This window comes from Serratia microhaemolytica (genome assembly GCF_004011885.1).
Taxonomy (GTDB): Bacteria; Pseudomonadota; Gammaproteobacteria; order Enterobacterales; family Enterobacteriaceae; genus Serratia_G; species Serratia_G microhaemolytica.
In genome coordinates this window covers 68,382-88,374 of the sequence record NZ_SBEF01000014.1, presented here as the reverse complement: position 1 = coordinate 88,374, position 19,993 = coordinate 68,382, and the positions used below count along the sequence as shown (strand labels likewise).

Sequence of the window (19,993 nt, the reverse complement as noted above, 5' to 3'; positions counted from 1 at the left end):
TCGCCGGTAGCGGATGCTGTGATAACGGGATAACGGATGCTGTGATAACGAAGGGGGTGATAATGGATCGTGTGAAAACGGATCGTGTGGGCACACTGATCGCGTGTTGGTCGCGTGATCGTTGATGAGTGGCATCGTAAAGCGCTCCATTCCCTTCTCTCCCTGTCCGTAGCCCGACTGGCGGCGTTTTTCCGTTGGTGGTGTTTGGTCACAGTGAATAGCTAAAAAAGTCACCCGCTCCTGGAGGGTGTTTATTGCTTCCCATGCTGTTATTTTCTCGCCACAATGTCAATAACCACTTATTTTTCATAAGATAAAATGCGCCACTTTGTGTTTTCCGTTGCTTTTTCCACGACTCGCCGGTTGGCTGTTGATGTAACAAGCTGTTTTTTTAAATCTTTACTGGCAAATCAGATAGCGAGAAGTTCACCAGTTACTGGGACAATTAAAAAGGAAATAACACTGAGTTATATTTAATTTATGAATTAATTCACCATTAAAAATAATATAATCGATATAAATTCCGAGATACCTAGGGTAGCTAAACAGGGCAAACGTATGAACGTTTTTTAATCGATTATTAACTAAAGTTTGTTCTGTGCCACAATACGAGGAGCCAGGTAGTTCCCTCCCCTTAATAAGGGGAGGGTTAGTGTGGGGTTTTAAAACATTTGATTATTTTGAAATACCCCCTCCCAGCCTCCCCCTTTCCAGGGGGAGGAGCAGGGCGGGATTTCACTTTTAAATTGATTAACTTTCACCCAACAATGACGCTGCCACGTAAAAAAACATCAATTTATTCCTGAAATTTCCTCAGATTTTATGTGCAGACGCCTAAAGTATAAATATTAAGCAAAGTAGAATCCCGCCCTAGGGGGAGGAGCGAGACCATTCTTTTGCTTTGATCAGGGAAAGAACAGAGACACACGATCAGGTCAAATACTGTTTGGGTTAACAAACGTTCGTGCTGTTGCCCTGCCGACAACAGCATCAGAATTTTCAGCGCAGGTGATTATTCGGTTTGACGCAGAATCAACATATTGAATACATGGCCGCTATCGGACTGGCTGATTCGCTGTTGATTGGCGTGCGCTCTACGCACTGCGGCTATCTCAGTTGTTGCCTGGCGACACGTATTTTACCCAACATGCATAACTAAATTCCTTTACACTAGCTCTGCTCGGCGATCATTGCCACCTGCTCTCTGAAAACAGCCCTAGGACGAATAAAGTATGCGCGCACCCGCGACCAGCACCAGCGTCTCTTCGATCTTCATTCCAGTACTTCTGTTGGTTATTGCCATGATCTCGGTACAAAGTGGCGCATCATTGGCAAAAACGTTGTTTCCATTAATTGGTCCGGAGGGGATCACGACATTGCGTCTGGCGCTGGGTACGCTGATATTGGCTGCCATTTTTCGCCCGTGGAAAATCCGTTTTAGCGCCAAGCACCGCCTGCCACTGCTGATTTATGGCCTCTCTCTCGGTGGTATGAACTACCTGTTCTATCTTTCGTTGAACACCATTCCGCTTGGTATTGCGGTTGCTTTCGAGTTCACTGGGCCACTGGCTGTGGCAATGTTTGCTTCTCGCCGGTTAGTCGATTTTGTCTGGATCGCACTGGCCGTAATTGGGTTATGGTTTTTGTTGCCGATTGGCACTGCTGTCGATCAGGTTGATCCTCTTGGCTCTGTCTATGCTCTCGGTGCTGGGGTCTGTTGGGGGATCTATATTTTGTCTGGCCGTAAGGCGGGGGTCGATCTTGGCACCGGTACTGTCGCAATCGGCACGCTGATCGCCGCTCTGGTGTTCTGTCCGCTCGGCGCTTGGCAGACCGGCAGTGCGTTGCTGGATATCAATCTGCTACCGTTGGGATTAGCTGTGGCAATACTCTCTACGGCGATCCCCTATTCATGTGAAATTATTGCGCTGTCAAACATACCTACGCGCACCTTTGGTACTTTGGTCAGTATGGAGCCAGCATTTGCCGCACTCTCCGGTATGGTGTTTTTGGGTGAGCATCTCTCGCTGCTACAGTGGCTGGCATTAATCGCAATTATGACTGCTTCTGTCGGTGCGACATTGACCATCAAACCCAAGTCAAAACTGGAGAATATTTCCCAATAAACAGCTTATAGTTGCAGTTAGAGACAAAATTACAGTAATTTGGTTGGCGACTGGAGCATCAATATGATGCGGCATTATTTACCGTCTATGCCAGTCACGCTGATTGGCACCCCGCTGTCGGGACAGCGATAGCAGAGAGAAACTTCAGCGGACAGCGATGATATGCGGCTTTTTAGTACTCACTAGCAACTAAAACAATCCTGATCGGATAGGTCGTTAATTTTGCTCCATCACTATTAGTCATAGCACCCACACGAAAATAAAAGGATGTGAACATGTCTAACATCAAAGCATATATAGAGAAGAATAAAGAGCAATTCATTGCACTGCGCCGTGATCTGCATCGCCACCCCGAAATAGGCTTTGAAGAGGTGCGTACCAGCGATATTGTGGCTGAGAAACTGCTTTCTTGGGGATATCAGGTTGATCGTGGCATGGCAACTACCGGTATTGTTGCGACGTTAACAGTGGGTGACGGGAAAAAAACTCTCGGTCTGCGTAGTGATCTTGATGCGTTACCGATGCAGGAAAATAGCGGTAAAGAATGGCAGAGCTGCCATGAAGGCAAATTTCACGGCTGTGGTCATGATGGACATACCGCCATTTTGCTCTGCGCGGCTGAATATTTGGCAAAAACGCGCAATTTTAATGGCACTCTGCATCTGATTTTCCAGCCAGCAGAAGAGTTGCTTTATGGTGGCAAAAAGATGCTGGAAGATGGTCTGTTCGAAAAATTCCCTTGTGACCACATTTTTGCCCTGCACAATATGCCAGGGATGAAAACCGGTAGTTTTCATTTCAGAAAGGGGCCGATGATGGCCTCTTCAGACACGATCCACATTGAGGTGAATGGTGTTGGCGGCCACGGCGCACTGCCGGAATACACCATTGATGCCACGGTGGTGGCTTGTCATATCGTTCTGGCGTTGCAAACTATCGTTTCACGTAATGTGACCCCGTTCCAACCTGCGGTGGTGACGGTTGGTAGCATCCAGTCTGGTGCAGCACCCAATATTATCAATGCCAAAGCACTGTTGAAGTTGAGTATTCGCACACTCGATCCACAGGTTCGCCATCAGATACTTCAGCGGGTCACCGAGATCGCCACAGCCCAGGCACAGAGTTTTGGTGCCAGTGCCGACGTGATACACATTAATGGTAGCCCGGTGTTAATCAATGACGCCGATGCAACCGAGTTTGCTATCAGTGTTGCACGTCAATGTGTTGATGAGTCGATGATTAATACTGATACTGCGCCAGTGATGGGCAGTGAGGACTTCGCATTTATGCTGGAAGAGAATCCAAACGGCAGCTACTTGCTGGTCGGCGCGGGTGATCAGCCTGGCGGCTGTATGGTGCATAATCCCGGTTACGACTTTAATGACGAGTTAATCGTTCCAGCAGCAACTTACTGGTGTACTCTGGTAGAAAATTATCTGAAATAGTCGCTGCACGGTAATATTCGCTCAATGGTGTTGAGCCACTCGCTGGTTCAACACTACCCAGCAATAATGGCGGTTTATCTGCGTTCTGGCGGTGATACTGCACCAGAACTCACCGCTGCCATGTGGTTAACACTGATGCCAATCGGCGTTATTGATGCCGCCAATTTGTATCCTGACCGTGCTTTGTACCCTGGTAGTGCCTGGAAACCGCAATTCATCTGCACCAGGTGACAGGTTTTGCCACGGTTCAGCAACAGGATGGCAATCAATAATCACTCAGAGCGGTTCGGTTGTTAGCATGGATACCCGCTAAACATGTACATAGCAAAAGGGCGTTAACTATGTCTTCTTCTGTCACACCACATCCCGATCTCGCTACCCCATTCAAAGGTAATGATCGGCTTATTTTGGCGATTGTCCTCGGCGTGTTGACCTTTTGGTTATTCGGCCAGTCGGTGATCAATATCGTGCCGACGCTGGAGCATGATCTCGGTATTTCACCCTCCGCACTCAATTTGTCAATCAGTTTAACCTCGCTGTTCTGTGGTTGTTTTATTGTCGCTGCTGGTGGAATTGCTGATAAGGTTGGCCGGGTAAAAATTACCTATTTAGGTTTTGTGCTCAGTATTATTGGCTGTTTATGCATCATTTTTGCCAATGGTACAGCACTGTTTGCCACCGGGCGCATCATTCAGGGGCTGTCTGGTGCCTGCATTATGCCGGCCACCTTGGCGCTGGTGAAAACCTATTATCAGGGCAAAGATCGTCAGCGCGCACTGAGTTTCTGGGTTATCGGTTCTTGGGGGGGATCTGGCTTGTGTTCACTGGTCGGCGGCGCTATTGCGACACGTATGGGCTGGCAATGGATTTTTATTTTTTCCATTGTTTTTGCTGTGATTGGTATGCTGTTGATGTCAGGAATACCAGAAAGCAAGGCAGAACAAGAAGATAACAAGAGTTTTGACTATTTGGGGCTGTTTACTTTTGTCATTATGCTGTTGTCGCTGAATCTGTTGATTACTCGCGGCGGCAGTTTAGGCTGGACAAGCCTGCAAACCTTGTTGTTGGCTGGGCTGTTTGTACTGGCCACTGTGGCATTTTTTATCAACTCCCGCACCCGTGGCAACAATAGTTTTATCGACTTTGCGCTATTTAAAAACCGGGCTTACAACGGTGCCACTCTCTCCAACTTTTTACTCAATTCGTTGGCCGGTACCATTATGGTTGCCAGTATGTATATGCAAAAAGGGCGTGGCTTTACTCCATTCGAGACTGGGCAATTAACTATCGGCTATCTGATTGCGGTACTGGCGATGATCCGAGTCGGTGAGCTGTTATTGCAAAAAGTCGGGGCGAAGAAACCGATGTTGTGGGGCACCTGTATGACCGGCTGTGCGGTTGGTTTGATGTCACTCACCTTCTTACCCAACCAGAGTTATGTCATCGCGGTGCTGATCGGCTATGTGCTGCTTGGCCTGGGATTGGGTTTCTATGCCACGCCCTCTACCGATACCGCCGTTGCCAATGCGCCAGCAGACAAGATCGGCAGTGCTTCCGGTATCTATAAAATGGCCAGTTCACTCGGGGGCGCGTTTGGTATCGCTGTTGCCAGTACGGTTTATGCCGCGTTTGCGGCGCAAGGTGCCTCGGTTGCCGCGAGCATGACATTCCTGCTCAATGTGGCGATCTGCCTGCTTGCCGGGGTAGTGCTGCTGATTATGGTGCCGAAGAATGCAGGTAAATGACTGAGACACGACAGTGACTGCCGGTGCTCATCGCTTGCGCACCCAACACATCATTCCCAATGACGTGTTGGGTGTACCTTTCCCTGAGAGCAAAAATCGGAATTATGCTGCTGGCAAAAGCCGGCATTTTTATTTCTGCGCTCAACCGGATAGCTACTCTGTTTTTGCCACGCTGGTGGTCGCAGCATCACGAATACAACCCTCAAAACAAAAAAATCAAAACATCGTTTTAAATTGTTTTGATCACATCTCATCATTTTGTTATTGTCACTCTACAGTCTGAGGCTCGCTGACCCATGTTTTGTTTGCGCACCGACAGCACACAACAACCGCTGTATCTCTGTAGTCGGTGAAAATTTCTGGCGCCGCCCAGGGACAACATGGCAAGTCGGATCGGCTGTTAGGTAACCCCGGTGGCACAGTTTTCGTGTTCAGTATGACCGTGAGCAATATAGAGAGATAAATCATGCAAATTCGTCAAAGTATTCACAGTGACCATGCCAAACAACTCGATACCCAAGGCTTACGGCGTGAGTTTCTGGTGAGTGAAATTTTTAGCGCCGATCACGTTACCATGACCTATAGCCATATTGATCGGATCGTGTTTGGCGGCATTATGCCTGTCCACTCTGCGTTGGCTTTTTCCGCTGAGTTAGGCAACACCTTTGGTGTTAAATATTTTCTTGAGCGACGCGAGTTGGGGTTAATCAATGTTGGTGGCGCCGGTGTGGTGACTGTCGATGGTGAACAGTACTCTGTTGATCATGCTGAGGCGCTCTATGTTGGCCAGGGAGCGCGCGAACTCAGTTTCGTGAGTATCAGCAGTAATCATCCAGCCAAGTTCTACTACAACAGTGCGCCCGCGCATACCCATTATCCAACCCGTAAGATCACACAAGCTGAAGCTGCTCCCACCACACTGGGCGATGCGGCGACCAGTAACCGTCGCACTATCTATAAGTACCTGGTACCCGATGTATTGCCTACTTGCCAATTGCTGATGGGGATGACGCAACTGGAGCCGGGGAGCTTGTGGAATACCATGCCATGCCACACGCACGAACGGCGCATGGAGGTCTACTTCTATTTCAACATGCCCAGTGATGCTGCGGTGTTCCATATGATGGGTGAGCCAAGCGAGACCCGCCATTTAGTGGTACACAATGAGCAGGCGGTGATCTCGCCAAGCTGGTCGATCCATTCAGGTGTTGGTACTCAGGCTTATACCTTCATCTGGGGGATGGTGGGCGAAAATCAGGTGTTCGGTGATATGGATCATATTGCAATCCAGGATCTTCGCTAATCGGTAATTCACTGATTCATTATTTGCCAATCGCTAGCGCGCGATCCGCAATTACCACCCGATCCGCCATAGCCACTAAACATTGCACGCTGATTGCGTGCCATAAGGAGAGTTTTCATGATCCTGAATGCATTCGACCTAACAGGTAAAGTTGCCATCGTCACCGGTTGTGATACCGGGCTAGGCCAAGGTATGGCTGTTGGTTTGGCGCAAGCCGGCTGTGATATCGTTGGTATTAACATTGTCGAGCCGAGTGAGACTATTGCCAAAGTTGCCGCTACTGGGCGTCAGTTTCTCAGCCTGAAGGCTGATGTCAGCAACATTGAGTTGTTGCCACAACTGATTGCACAGGCAGTGGCACATTTTGGTCATGTCGATATTCTGGTCAATAACGCTGGTATTATCCGACGCGAGGATGCGATCAATTTCAGCGAAAAAGATTGGGACGATGTGATGAACATCAATATTAAGAGTGTGTTCTTTATGTCACAGACGGTGGCAAAACAGTTCATTGCTCAGGGTAACGGTGGCAAGATCATCAACATTGCTTCAATGCTTTCGTATCAAGGCGGTATCCGTGTGCCCTCTTACACTGCTTCCAAGAGTGCGGTCATGGGACTGACTCGTCTGTTGGCCAACGAGTGGGCCGGCCAAAAGATCAATGTGAATGCTATCGCTCCCGGCTATATGGCAACCAATAATACCGCTGCGTTACGTGCCGATGATGAGCGCAATGCTGCTATTCTGGAACGGATCCCCGCTGGGCGCTGGGGCGTGCCCGATGATATGATGGGGCCAGTGGTGTTCTTAGCTTCTGCCGCTTCCGACTATGTTAACGGTTACACCATTGCAGTGGATGGTGGTTGGCTGGCGCGTTAACGCTTCGGAGGGTTCTCCTGTGTCAACTGGCGTTAGCGGGTTGACACGCTGCGCTTGCGTGTGCCCGCAACTACTCAACCGGTGTTACGCCAAGTTCATGCTTCAACAACCACGGAAGCTGGCGGTTGGTTCAGGTACTCAGCTAGCCATTTTCCGGTGAATGTTTTTGTTATTCACCCCAAATCCTGGGGCCGTTTTCAACATAATTAAGATGAGATTTTTTTGATGTCTTTTGATCTGTCGTGGTTAGCGCAGTTATTGGGGCTGCTTGCCTGCGCGATTGGCGCTGCTGCCTTTTTACAACGTCAGGATGCCAAACTGCGGCTACATCTTACGCTCAATGGTGCGCTACTGGCGCTGCACTTTCTGCTACTTGGTGCCACTGCGGCTGCCATTAACTGTCTGCTGTGTGCGGTGCGCACTTGGATTTCCGGTTATTACCGTTCTATCGGCGTGATGCTGCTGTTTATGCTGTTGGCTGCTGTTCTGGTGATCCCGCAGTTGGAGCATCCAATACAGTGGCTGACGCTGATTGGCACCCTACTCAGTACTTATGCGCTATTCCGCCTGCAAGGCATGGGATTGCGTTTGTGTATGCTGGCCAGCACACTCTGCTGGATTGTACACAATATCTGGGCTGGTTCTCTCGGTGGTATGTTACTGGAAGGGATGTTTTTAGTGATTAATAGCTACACTATTTTCTCGCTTTATCGTACTCAGCGAGCAATCAGCAGCACTGCTTGAGCAGTTATCAGGCTACCGTGTAACCCATTCACCATAGCGATGAATGGGTTGCTGTCGCCAGTACCGATTAAAAAGGCAGGCGGCATACCACGTATGCTTGGCTGGCTTCGTGCTGTTCACGGATGACGCCGTTACTCAGGTTAAGCGTGTTGAAGTGCTGTTCATCTGTACGGCTGCTGGTCCAATATTTGCCAGCAGCAAATTTTGCCGCTGGGTAATGGGTCAATGCTCCCCATTCACTCCATAATTGTCCCAGCGAACCACGCACTTTAGGTTGGTTAATCAGTTGGTGTTGCTCTGGTAACGTTGCACCATCCGCCAGCGAGGCACAATAGAACCGTGCTTTTTCTGCCGGTAAGCGCCCCTCCCGCCGGTAGATAAACCAATCCGTTAAGGTAAAGGTGTAGCTCAACTGGTGACTGCCATTTTTCTGTAGCGCGACTACTTGCACATGCTTGTTAGCCGGTTGGTGCGCAGAGAAAGAGACAACACCTTCATCACTCACCGTTACCGCATTCCGTCCTTGATCACCAATAATGCGCCAAGTGTAATCAGTGGCAGATTCATGGCTGAGCCGAATAGCAAATTTTGCCCCACTAAAAGCAGTACGCGGGAAACCGGCATTGGCCGCAAACGAGTAGCCGTTAGCAAAAATGTCTTTCAACACAGCGGCTGGTGTGAAGTCATATTGTGCCGATTTTAAGCTCTGGTTGCGCTTCCAGTGCGTTGCACGCAGCGTGGCGTGGCGTTCGATACCGTTCCCCAGCACTGCACTCATAATTGCCAGGTAGCTGCCATCACCATTATCCACCCAGTTCTCCTTCAGGCTGGCGCCGGGCACTGAAACCCAATCATCCAGTTGATCAGCTTGACCAATGACCGGGTTGCCATAGGTATCCCTCAGTCGCACCTCAACACGCATATTGTGGTAACGCGGATAACTCTGACGGTCTAAACGAATTGATGAGTAAGAGGGCATCGCGCTGCCAGCATGAATAGTGTAACGCGGTGATGACTGTTCACGGCTCCCTTCAGCCAAATTAAGGGTTGCCATTGCTTTTTTAACAATCAATTGCGCCCGATAAACCGCGTGGTAACTTTTTTTACGCTGATCATACTGCCAGCGCTCAGACTTCAGTGCAGCACCCGGTACCTGAATGATCGAGGGCAGTTGCTCGGCAAGATTATCCAGCACGTTGTTTTGTGCATCTCTCAGCACGACACGCAAGCGCATTTCATCACCCGCAGTATAGTTACTGTTATCTAATGTTATCGATGAGTTAGCCAGAGAAACATGACCATTACCGATGCTATAGTCCAGCGACTCCACTTTGTCGCCATTCCAATGACTCAACGATAACTGGGCTTTTAAGCCAGTCGCTGGTTGGTCTGTGCGGTAAATGGCGCTGTAACTGCCATCTTGTCGATCCAGCCACGCTGAGCTCTCAAGGCGGGTGTTGGGTACTACCACTGCAGAGGCTAACACCGCTGCCTGACCGGTCACCGCGATGTTGTAAGCGTCTTTTAACACTACCGTGACAGTTAACGTGGAACCGGAAAGATAGCTGCTGGTGTTGGTTGAGATGGTCGAGTTAACTGCAACCGGGGTTGCCGCAACCAGCATCGACTGTACATTCTGGGTTAAATTATTCACCGTTAACATCAATCGGGTCTTGGCTGATGATGCTGATGGCTTACTTTCCAACTGGTATTGACTCACCATCACTGCGTCTGTAGGCAGTTTCGCATGAGGGGAACTCGCAGAATCAGCAGGGTTAATTATCCGTGGTGCAGCAGGATCGGGTAGCAGTTTTTGCTCATCCTGTTTCGGTGGCATGCTATCAGGTGTGTTGTTATTTGCATCCCATCCTGCAAAGTCAGGCAACGTGTTATCCCCGTCCGGTTGCACGGTAACGCGCAACTTAGCTGTTGGCGAAACATTACCCCGTTGATCATAAGCAACTGCACTGATGATGTAGCTATTCTGATTATCAGGTGTTCCGGGTTGTATGGCTTTATATTGCGGTAATCTGATCAGTGCCGATTGAATCGAGGACGTTGTGACCGCTCCGCCAGCAGCAATGATCGCACCACCATCCCACTCGATACGATCAAGTGGGTATTTGCTTTCTACCTTAGCATCAACCATCACCATCTCCTGGGAGTATGCACTGAGTTGTGCCGGTAGCTGCAATCGAATCACGGACTGCTTTTTATAATCGAGTACCAGATTGTTATTGCGTTCTACCAAATCATAACGTCCGCCAGCCAGCGTTCGGCGTACCACTACTGCTGTAGGATCAATGTGTGTCATCCATGATGCACCAAAACGATAATTAAACTGTAAACTCAAACGGGTATCTTCCCCCCCTTTCCCTCTGCGGTGTTCAGCACCCAAAGTAACCAAGGGAAATGGGGTATAATTCAGCCCTGCGGTAAAAGCATGTGGGTTTTTTCTGCGGTTGTGCTGACCAAACAAGGCGACTTGCTCACCACGATATTGCTCATACACCAGTTTGCCACCGAGTTGTGGGTAATGTGGCAGATAAGCATCCAGGCGCAAGTCATAACCATTGGCGGGTCGTTCGTCATAATCGGCCATTTGATGTGCTTGATGCCAGTCACTTAAAGCAAAGTAGCTGTTAGCGGCAAACTTCAGATAATCCGCACTGATCTCGGCACCAATGCCAAACCGGCGGTTGTGACCAGTCAAATCGTTATCAAAAAACAGATTGGTGCCATACATCCAGTGCTGTTGAAAATAACGCCAACCGATACCTGCATTTAGTGTGGTACGGCTATCATGGCGGCGTGCACCCAACTGGGTAAACAGCAGGTTGGTTGAGCTATCATAGAGCGCAAATAGCAGGTCAATCTCACTGCCATCCAGTTTCCAATCCTCATCGATACCCAAACCAATCCGCGCACTGCCAAATTGATGCAACCATTGGTCTGTTGGTGAATTTACTTGCTGACTTACCACTGGGTTGCTCTGCTGCTGCGCCAAGCCTGAGGCGGAAAAAAATAACTGCAACAGGATCAAGACAGCAGTAATGAACTTGGCACACTGAGACCAATAGGCCACAGGGGCATATCGTTGCTGAATTACGGTTATCATGTTCAAGCTTTCAGTGAAAAAACGCTGCTTCATTTTCCAGAATCCCTATCATAATTTCCTGCTAGGCAATCAAAACTGGGCCTAATCTGGTAACAGTCACTTTAACGTCATGACTCTCAAGGCCATTCAACCCCTCGATAACAGTCACTAGAGGGAACATCTCAAGAATAACTATTACATCCCTTTTCACAGACAAGAGGTCACAGCTATTGCCGATTGTACCACCTGTTAGCCTGAGACCAAGCTGATTATTGCCCAAGATATCACTAAACTCATAAAGAGATTCTGCCCCATCTCTCCGCTCACCTAATATCCTGTATTGTGCTCATTCAAGGTGTGCAATCAGGCTGCTTAATCACCGCTCGTCTCACAGCCACAATCAATGTGACTGTGAGAACATGGAAAAATTTGATAAACAGTCTTACCACAAGCACGCTAAAAATTAGGATAAAACTAATTATTCAGCTTAGCACTCGGTGCATTACCGTTTTATTAAGCGCTGCGACTCATCCAACACCCAATATTGAGCGATATATTTAAAGAGACTTAACACAAATCACATGCCATCTAGGATCAAATGCGTCGGTTACATCGCCATTATACAGATTAACTCCAATTGCATACTGAGCAGACTTATCAACCGTCCACCACATAGATGATGAACTAATTGTTAGGACGTCGGCATAGTTTGGCATATCACGGTAATTTCCCCGCCATTCACTTTTCAGTGCCCCTAAGACCTTATCCGGAATAAAGCCATGTATTTTACTGCCTGTAATTTCCTCAAGCCTTGGAACCCTAGCAAAGTTGTTGAATCCACTACATGCTTGGGTCGCTTCAGTACCATTTGATTTCCCAGAGTAGGGCATATAGAACCATTTCTTGACATAAAAAGTATATTTAATATCAAATTCACCATTTATTCTTTTACCGTTCAACGTGACCTTCCCATTTTTTAAATTTGGGGATATCAAATTTTTCATGCTTGGTTTGACATGAAATACATTATTCGGCAGCATTTCTACGTCAATACTATCAGACTCCACTGACCATTCGTATTGCAGAGATTCACTCTCGATAGCTAATCCCACGCTAAACCTCGCCCCTGGGAAAAGAGACTGTGGGAATTTTTGATCTGGTGTCATTCCGTCATTCACCAGGTAACTGAGTGAGTCATCAATACGTAAACGCAGTATCGTATATTCTCTTCCATGCACCTGGTATCTAAGTTCAGAATGCTTATTCCATTGCACACCTGAACCTGCATCAGTGAAATTTAATGTAGGAATGTAATCATAACCAGCTAATAATGCGACATATTTTGCCTTATACCAACCGTCACCTCTGCTTGGGTCTGGGGAAAATGTTTCTCGTAACTCTGTTCCAGGCATAGTCACAGTCACATTAGCCTGTTGACCAAGAACCGGATTTTGGTAAGCATCCATGAGCATCACGCTGACATATAAATACTCGCCAAAGTCATAGACAGATTTCGTGTGTTCTAGCGATGAATATTGAGCACTGGCTGGCCCAGGTTTAATAGTATAGGCATCCGAACGATGGATCTGCTCCTCCTCCCAGTGCTGCAAATAGAGCGACACCGAATGTGTTACCGCATTTATGGTAGCCTTGCCTACTGTGTATGAAAGTTCATAGATGCCATCATTCAAATATCTCCACGCTGTCGGGTTCACCGGGGCCACAATGTCAACCGAAGACTCCAGCACTGAATGATAACCAGGAATGCCATTGCCGTTTGCATCCCGTAGCGTGACCTGCACTATCACTTCATCTCCCGCTCTCAGATCAAGATCACTATTGGTGATGCGCAATGATGAGTTAGCATAATCAGCAGCATTGGCGGTGATTTCATAAGCGCCCGATGAGAGTTCACTACTCCACTGCTGATACTTCAGCGTTGCAGTTAAGCCACTGCCAGTGATGACACTGATATACTCTGCCTGATATCGCCCTGCACCCAGATGTTTCCAGGCAGTTGACAGTTCAGTATTGGGAACCACCACCCAATTTGATAACTGATCAGCCTGATCTTCGACCTTATTCCCCATTTTGTCCTGGAGCGTGACATCAACGATTACTGCACTGCTGGCAACATAGCTAGCACCATCAATAGCGATACTGGAATGTGTCATCGCCGGTTTACCCACGATAAAATTCACCGGCACCTGCTGGGTGTTGCCACTCATTTTCATGGTGACGCTGACATGCGTTGTACCCGAACGCGTATTGGTCACTTGAACACTCGCTAGACCATTTTCATCGGTCACTGCGATACGGGTTAGCACCTGCGCTCCATTATCAGCACTAAACGTAAGCTCCCTGCCCTGCAAGGGGATATTGTTGTTGTCTACAGCACGAAACACGATTTCATTGGTTTGCTCACCATCAGCAACCGCATTATTTCGTTTTATTTCAATATTTTCTGGCGCTATCGTATGCTGATTGGCGATCACGTTCACCTGTACACGGCTGCGAGCAGAGACGTTACCACGCTGATCATGAGCAACCGCATAGATGTGATAGAGATTACGTGCTGCGTCCGCTTGATACGATGGCATGATGATCACTACGCTGTGATCAGACACCGGCGTCAACTTCCCCCCTGCAGCGATGATTTCCTCGCCATCCCACTCGATACGATCAAACGCATACTTACTGATCACCTCCGCTGTAAGCGTCAGGCTAATCCCCTCTTCCTGACTCACTTGCTCTGGCAATCTCAGTTGCACTAACTGCTGCTTTTGATAATCCAGCACAATGTTGTAATTGCGCGACACCAAATCATAACGCCCACCGGCTAAGGTTCGAGTGCTGGCCACGGCTGCCGGATCGATGTGCGATTTCCAGGTGCCACCCAAACGATAATTTAACTGCAGGTTGAGCCGACTGTCAGATTCGCCCCCTTTACCCGCGCGATGTTCTGCCCCCAGCGTTAATAACGGAAACGGCGTATAGTTGAGACCCGCAGTCACGGCATACGGATCTTTCTGGCGGTTATTACTGCCAAACAGTGCCACTTCATCACCACGGTAACGTTCATAACTCAGTTTGCCGCCCAGTTGTGGGTAAACGGGCAGATAGGCATCCAGACGCAGATCGTAACCGTTGGCCGGCCGTTCATTGTAATCAGCGAAATCGTGTGACTGGTGCCAGTCGGTCAAGGAGAAGTAACCGTTAGCGGCAAGTTTTAGATAGTCGGCGCCGATTTCAGCACCAATACCTATCCGGCGGTTTTTACCGGTCAGGTCATTATCAAAAAAAGTGTTAACACCAAACATCCAGGTGTCTTGAAAACTGCGCCAGCCTACCCCTGCATTTAGTGTGTTACGGCTCTCTTTATTGCGTCCGCCTAACTGAGTAAATAACAAGTTATTGGGTGTGTCATAGAGAGCAAACAGCACATCCAACTCACTGCCATCTAATTTGAAATCGTCATTGATGTTTAACCCAACCCGCGCACTGCCAAACTGGCTCAACCACTGTTGTGCCGACTGGTTCAATTCACTGTTGAGTGTTGAGCGTGCCAACTGTGCGGTGGATTTTACCGGATCCTCACTGGTCAGCACTGTTGCCGCACTGGTAGCGGCCGCTGCTACCGTTGCGGCATGATCGCCGCTGGGAGCAAGATCAACACTAAATGGTGAAGCTTGTGCCGGAACCTCCAGTTCATCCCCCGCTGATAATACAGAAAACGCTTTTGGAAAGGTGCGAAACTGATTCAGTTTCTTCAACTCATCCAAAGAGATACCATATTTTTCTGCTACCATTGCCACATCTTCACCGGCGGCCAAGGTGTAGCGTTGTGTCAGCAATGAACTCTTGGCATTTGATGACGCGCTGGCCGCCAATGCAGGGCCAGCGGAGAGCGTGATCGGTAGCAGTAACTGCAGCAGAATATTCCCCCAAGCGACAATTTTTACCCCACGCGACAGTCGCCGAATTGCCAGACACTGTTCATTGAGTGAGTTTTCCGACTGGCCTGGTAATAGTTTAAATTTTTCACGCATTTTTCCTTTTCCTATTTTAATGAGTCATCGCGAGTATACGAAACACATAAGAAATAGTAAATAATTCAACCAGGCAAACAGTTACAAGCTTAACGGATATACCGAGTGATGGTTCTATTGGACGAGAATGCTACTGCTGCAAGGGCTAGCGAGATGATCAGATGCGGCAACAATGTCTACAGATGAGAGCGATTATGCTAACAGCAGGTTAAATTAAACCGACTTCTTACCATTGTTAACAAGCAGAAACAAAAGGGAATTTTCTGAATTCATTTCACTGCGACGGCTCACTTAACCGATAAACAATGCTAATGGTGAGTCAAGGTAATCTGAGTTGCTGTTTACTGTTGTTACCCATTCCAGTCACTAAACCTCTAATTTACTCATTATCGCTGTTGGTCTTTAATTTCAATATTAATAAATTTTTATAATGTATTTGTAGTGGTATCGCTGTCTGATACAGGGCTGTGAGTAGCAATGATCGGTGGTACTGCCGCGCTGTACTACCGGCTCGCGATACCGTGTCGAACAAAGTAACAACGGCAACGCTGACCTGCGGTCAGTATCGAGCAATGTCGGAAGCGACCGGTGCAGGCGGTGCCACACCGGTTAATCAGCATATTTTGCTGTCAGGAGGAGGTATCGGAAGGTTGTGGAGTGAGCGGGTTAAACCAGCTATCCAGTTTCTGACGCAGTTTATCAAGGCCAATCTTTTTCAGCGATGAGAACACTTCTACCTGAATATCGCCCATAAAGGCCAATACCGCTTCACGCACCATGTCACATTGCGCTTTACGGGCCCCACTCGCTAACTTATCCGCTTTGGTCAACAGCACCAATACTGGGATTTCAACGTCAACCGCCCACTGGATCATCTGCTGATCCAACTCTCTGAGCGGGTGGCGGATGTCCATCAATACCACTAGCCCTTTCAGCGAATCTCGCATCTGCAAATATTCAGCCAGTGCCTGCTGCCATTTGCGTTTCATCTCTTCAGGTACCTGAGCATATCCATAGCCAGGCAAATCGACCAAACGGATGCCGGCTTCAACTTCAAACAGATTGATCAACTGTGTTCGACCCGGTGTCTTACTGATCCGTGCCAGATTCTTCTGGTTGGTCAGCGTATTCAGTGCGCTTGATTTACCGGCATTTGAACGACCAACGAATGCCACTTCAATACCTTCATCAGCCGGAAGATGGCGGATATCAGGTGCGCTAGTGACAAAATGGGTCACCTGGTAGTTATAGCTCTTATCACTCAACGTTTTTTATCTCCACAACAGATCAGTTGGCGCTTAATCACGCTCAGGTTTTCATCTGAAATTATCTTAGGCCAAGTGCTGCCGCCACCAGTCAGCCAGGAAGATACCTGCCGCTACAGAGGGATTGAGACTCTCCACTTTGCCACTACCCGCGATAAAAACCTGCTGATCTCCCTGTTGCCAAGCGCTGTCGTTCTGGCTCTCCTGCTCTTGCCCTAATAGCAGTACCATTTTAGCTGGCAGTTTGCATTGCGTCAGTGCTACACCATGGCGGTGCGAGGTGCTGATAATGGTATAGCCTGCTTCACGCAATGAGTTTATTACTGAAAGGAAATCATCAGCATTGATCGCTTTAATATGCTCAGCTCCCCCCTCAGCAGTACGCACTGCTGCGCCAGATTCCAGTTGTGCAGGATCAGGCAGTAGCACGCCCTGAACGCCAAAATGAGCACAGGAACGGACAATTGCCCCTAAGTTGTGTGGATTCCCAATGCCACCTAATGCCAAGATGCAATCTTTCTCAGGTGCATGCTTGAGGTAGGTTGCCACATCCAAACCCTGCCGTTTTTTGATCAGGAAACAGACACCACCATGATGCTCTGTACCCGATGCTTTCGCCAGCTCCTGTTCATCAACCACATGATAAGCTTTGCGATTGGCTGCCATCCAGCGCAGCGCTTCACGAAAACGTGGCGTGACTGATTGTAGGAACCAGGCACGCACAATCGCTTCTGGACGGCTGGCAAACAGTGCCTGGCAGGCATTTTCACCGTAGACACGCGTCTCTTCTGCCCGTTGCCGCCGCAGTTGTTCCGGATCAATGGCGCTTTTACCACTGATTCCACCATGATCAGCCTCCTGCTCATCGCGAAAATGGTGGGATACCGTTTTCCACGGTGAGGTTGAAAAATTATCCTGCTGCCGTCTGTTCTCTCCGTGGTCTCGACGCGAACCTTCTCCGCGCTGCGCATACCCAGTGCGTGACGGGCCACTATTCCCACGCGACTGGCCACCAGCACCAGAACGCTCGTTGCGACCACCTTTTCGCTCGTTTTTTTTACCGTTAGTAGAACGGTTATCGTCGTCACTGCGGACGTACATCACCTTCACTTTACCGTTCTTGCCACTGAATGAATCGTTCATTATCTTCTCCATCAACGCACTGTGCGCGCAGATTACCTGATATGGGTAGAATTTAAACCAGTTACTTTACTGATTGCTCACTAATGCAAGTGGGATTGACAATACAACACTGGCAATGCCCTGTTCGAAAAGGTGTTGATCTGATTTAACCTTATCTGGCAATTCTGAGGAGCCTCTAGCCCAGTTGCTGCTCAAACCAGCTTTCCAAGATCACCACTGCGGCGGCTGAATCCACACGCCCTTTGTCGAGTGCACGAAAACCACCATGCGCAAATAGATGTGAGCGCGCTTCGACGGTGCTTAGGCGCTCATCATGCAAGATCACCTGCAACCCAAAGCGTCCATGCAGTTGGCGGGCAAATTTACGTGCCTGTTCGGTCAATGGCTGTTCACTACCATCCATATTGAGCGGTAAACCGACAATCAGCAATTGCGGTTGCCACTCTTTGAGTAACGATTCAATCCGTTGCCATTGTGGCTGACCATGCTGTGCTTTGCAGGCCGCCAGCGCGCGAGCGGTGGCAGTGATCTCCTGACCAATGGCAATACCAATACTCTTGGTGCCAAAGTCAAATGCGATAACAGTACGTGAACGCATTAAGCATGCCCCACATGGTGAGCGATATGACGAATATCGACCCCTAACAGGCAGGCGGCTTCAAACCAGCGATCAGAAAAATCGGTGTGAAATAACACTTCGGTATCTGCTTCACAAGTCAGCCAGACATTATTCAGCAGTTCCTGTTCAAGTTGCCCTGCCTCCCAACGGGCATAGCCCAATAATACCAGGATGCTTTCTGGTTCACTCTCCGAGCCTAGGCTTTCCAGTATATCTTTTGAGCTGGTCATCATCACTTCTGGCGTGATCTGTACTGTAGCTTCAAAACGATGATAAGGCGTGTGCAGCACAAAACCGCGATCTTTGGCTAATGGCCCACCATCAAGCACCGGTTGCCGCAAACTGATTACGCTGTCGCCAGATACCGATGAGATTTTCAGATCTTCCAGCATCTTTTCCAGCGTTAGCTCCTCCAGTGGCTTATTGATCACCACTCCCATTGCGCCTAAATCATCATGTTGAAACAGATAGATCACCGCACGTTCAAAACGTGGATCGTCCATGGTTGGCATAGCAATCAGAAAGTGGTGTTTTAAATTCATAATCTCACGTCAACGATAAATTCAGTGATCACGGCAGATAACTGCCTCTGTGTCGTCATGCCGGTTACTTATCTGCTAACCGTTTTTCAATGGCATCCATCAGCATGCCACTAATCGAGACCGGGAAAGCAGCTTCTATTTCGCGAATACAGGTTGGACTGGTTACGTTGATCTCAGTCAGACGATCACCGATCACATCCAGACCAACAAAGATCAGCCCCTTCTGTTTGAGTGTTGGTGCGACCGCTCGGGCAATTTCCCAGTCACTTTCACTCAGTGGGCGTGCTTCTCCACGTCCACCGGCAGCCAGGTTGCCGCGTGTTTCACCCTGTGCCGGAATGCGTGCCAGGCAGTAAGGAACTGGTTCACCATCCACCACCAGAATTCGCTTGTCACCCTGTTTGATCGCTGGCAAAAAGGTTTGCGCCATACAGTAACGGCTACCATGTTCGGTCAGCGTCTCAATAATTACCGACAGGTTGGCGTCACCGGGCTTGATACGAAAAATTGACGCGCCACCCATCCCATCAAGCGGCTTGAGAATAATATCGCCATGCTGTTGATAAAAATCACGCAGCCGTTCAGCACTACGACTGACCAATGTCTCTGGGGTCAGGTCGGCAAACCAGGCGGTGAACAGTTTTTCATTACAGTCACGCAGGCTCTGCGGCTTATTCACCACCAGCGCCCCTTTGACTTCAGCCCGTTCAAGAATATAAGTGGCATAGATATATTCAGTATCAAACGGCGGATCTTTACGCATCAGGATCACATCCAGATCATGCAGTGCCAGATCTTGCTGTGCAGTGAAGTCAAACCAGTGTGCTGCATCCTGCTGTACCCGTAATGACCGAGTTCGTGCGCGCGCCTCCCCTGCATGCAGATAAAGATCGCCCATTTCGATGTAATGCAGTTGCCAACCACGGCGTTGTGCCTCCAGTAACATGGCGAAGCTGGAGTCTTTCTTGATGTTGATGGATGTGATGGGATCCATCACTATGCCGAGTTTGATCATCGCTATCTCTCTTTTCAAACC

14 protein-coding genes are annotated in these 19,993 nt (G+C 48.7%); 6 read left to right on the top strand and 8 right to left on the bottom strand.

Annotated features, from left to right (window positions below):
* The coding region (locus EOJ37_RS14655; RefSeq protein WP_206194029.1) for a hypothetical protein at positions 1 to 234 on the bottom strand (234 nt) is incomplete at its 3' end.
* Positions 235 to 1,232: 998 nt separating this feature from the next.
* Here EOJ37_RS14655 and rhtA point away from each other — a divergent pair.
* The 6 genes from rhtA to EOJ37_RS06600 all read left to right on the top strand — a co-directional run bounded on the left by rhtA (position 1,233) and on the right by EOJ37_RS06600 (position 8,242).
* Positions 1,233 to 2,126 carry a threonine/homoserine exporter RhtA gene (gene rhtA / locus EOJ37_RS06625; RefSeq protein ID WP_127959123.1) on the top strand — a complete coding sequence of 298 codons (894 nt, stop codon included), beginning with the start codon at positions 1,233 to 1,235 and terminating at the stop codon, positions 2,124 to 2,126.
* 275 nt (positions 2,127 to 2,401) lie between these two features.
* Positions 2,402 to 3,571 (top strand): M20 aminoacylase family protein, encoded by a 1,170-nt coding sequence (locus EOJ37_RS06620; protein WP_127959121.1) that lies wholly within the window; start codon positions 2,402 to 2,404, stop codon positions 3,569 to 3,571.
* 341 nt (positions 3,572 to 3,912) lie between these two features.
* Positions 3,913 to 5,316, top strand: a complete 1,404-nt coding sequence (locus EOJ37_RS06615) for an MFS transporter (protein ID WP_127959119.1) — start codon at positions 3,913 to 3,915, stop codon at positions 5,314 to 5,316.
* A 466-nt stretch (positions 5,317 to 5,782) separates the two neighbouring features.
* Positions 5,783 to 6,619 carry a 5-dehydro-4-deoxy-D-glucuronate isomerase gene (gene kduI, locus EOJ37_RS06610; protein ID WP_127959117.1) on the top strand — a complete coding sequence of 279 codons (837 nt, stop codon included), beginning with the start codon at positions 5,783 to 5,785 and terminating at the stop codon, positions 6,617 to 6,619.
* A gap of 117 nt (positions 6,620 to 6,736) precedes the next feature.
* A complete protein-coding gene (kduD, locus tag EOJ37_RS06605; protein ID WP_127959115.1) occupies positions 6,737 to 7,498 on the top strand; it encodes a 2-dehydro-3-deoxy-D-gluconate 5-dehydrogenase KduD in 762 nt (253 codons plus the stop codon).
* Between the two features lie 225 nt (positions 7,499 to 7,723).
* Positions 7,724 to 8,242, top strand: a complete 519-nt coding sequence (locus EOJ37_RS06600; protein ID WP_127959113.1) for a YgjV family protein — start codon at positions 7,724 to 7,726, stop codon at positions 8,240 to 8,242.
* A gap of 67 nt (positions 8,243 to 8,309) precedes the next feature.
* Here EOJ37_RS06600 and EOJ37_RS15140 read toward each other — a convergent pair whose 3' ends face one another.
* The 7 genes from EOJ37_RS15140 to gshB form a co-directional block, all read right to left on the bottom strand.
* The gene (locus EOJ37_RS15140; protein WP_127959111.1) at positions 8,310 to 11,393 is read right to left on the bottom strand and encodes an inverse autotransporter beta domain-containing protein; all 3,084 of its coding nucleotides are present in this window, start codon (positions 11,391 to 11,393) and stop codon (positions 8,310 to 8,312) included.
* A 503-nt stretch (positions 11,394 to 11,896) separates the two neighbouring features.
* Complete coding sequence (locus EOJ37_RS06590) at positions 11,897 to 15,388, bottom strand: inverse autotransporter beta domain-containing protein (protein WP_127959109.1); 3,492 nt, start codon at positions 15,386 to 15,388, stop codon at positions 11,897 to 11,899.
* A gap of 629 nt (positions 15,389 to 16,017) precedes the next feature.
* Complete coding sequence (gene yihA / locus EOJ37_RS06585; protein ID WP_127959107.1) at positions 16,018 to 16,653, bottom strand: ribosome biogenesis GTP-binding protein YihA/YsxC; 636 nt, start codon at positions 16,651 to 16,653, stop codon at positions 16,018 to 16,020.
* 66 nt (positions 16,654 to 16,719) lie between these two features.
* Positions 16,720 to 17,796 (bottom strand): tRNA/rRNA methyltransferase, encoded by a 1,077-nt coding sequence (locus tag EOJ37_RS06580; protein ID WP_127959105.1) that lies wholly within the window; start codon positions 17,794 to 17,796, stop codon positions 16,720 to 16,722.
* 175 nt (positions 17,797 to 17,971) lie between these two features.
* Complete coding sequence (ruvX, locus tag EOJ37_RS06575) at positions 17,972 to 18,394, bottom strand: Holliday junction resolvase RuvX (RefSeq protein ID WP_127959103.1); 423 nt, start codon at positions 18,392 to 18,394, stop codon at positions 17,972 to 17,974.
* Complete coding sequence (locus tag EOJ37_RS06570; RefSeq protein WP_127959101.1) at positions 18,394 to 18,957, bottom strand: YqgE/AlgH family protein; 564 nt, start codon at positions 18,955 to 18,957, stop codon at positions 18,394 to 18,396. Before EOJ37_RS06570 ends, ruvX begins: the two co-directional genes overlap by 1 nt.
* A 64-nt stretch (positions 18,958 to 19,021) precedes the next feature.
* Positions 19,022 to 19,972 carry a glutathione synthase gene (gene gshB, locus EOJ37_RS06565; protein WP_127959099.1) on the bottom strand — a complete coding sequence of 317 codons (951 nt, stop codon included), beginning with the start codon at positions 19,970 to 19,972 and terminating at the stop codon, positions 19,022 to 19,024.
* Positions 19,973 to 19,993 lie beyond the last annotated feature (21 nt).

Bases quoted from the DNA above. Each gene is read 5' to 3' on its own strand.
- EOJ37_RS06590 (WP_127959109.1), bottom strand. From the start codon at position 15,388: ATGCGTGAAAAATTTAAACTATTACCAGGCCAGTCGGAAAACTCACTC.
- ruvX (WP_127959103.1), bottom strand. From the start codon at position 18,394: ATGCGTTCACGTACTGTTATCGCATTTGACTTTGGCACCAAGAGTATT.
- EOJ37_RS06620 (WP_127959121.1), top strand. From the start codon at position 2,402: ATGTCTAACATCAAAGCATATATAGAGAAGAATAAAGAGCAATTCATT.
- rhtA (WP_127959123.1), top strand. From the start codon at position 1,233: ATGCGCGCACCCGCGACCAGCACCAGCGTCTCTTCGATCTTCATTCCA.
- EOJ37_RS06600 (WP_127959113.1), top strand. From the start codon at position 7,724: ATGTCTTTTGATCTGTCGTGGTTAGCGCAGTTATTGGGGCTGCTTGCC.
- EOJ37_RS06615 (WP_127959119.1), top strand. From the start codon at position 3,913: ATGTCTTCTTCTGTCACACCACATCCCGATCTCGCTACCCCATTCAAA.
- EOJ37_RS15140 (WP_127959111.1), bottom strand. From the start codon at position 11,393: ATGAAGCAGCGTTTTTTCACTGAAAGCTTGAACATGATAACCGTAATT.
- kduD (WP_127959115.1), top strand. From the start codon at position 6,737: ATGATCCTGAATGCATTCGACCTAACAGGTAAAGTTGCCATCGTCACC.
- EOJ37_RS06580 (WP_127959105.1), bottom strand. From the start codon at position 17,796: ATGAACGATTCATTCAGTGGCAAGAACGGTAAAGTGAAGGTGATGTAC.
- kduI (WP_127959117.1), top strand. From the start codon at position 5,783: ATGCAAATTCGTCAAAGTATTCACAGTGACCATGCCAAACAACTCGAT.
- gshB (WP_127959099.1), bottom strand. From the start codon at position 19,972: ATGATCAAACTCGGCATAGTGATGGATCCCATCACATCCATCAACATC.
- EOJ37_RS06570 (WP_127959101.1), bottom strand. From the start codon at position 18,957: ATGAATTTAAAACACCACTTTCTGATTGCTATGCCAACCATGGACGAT.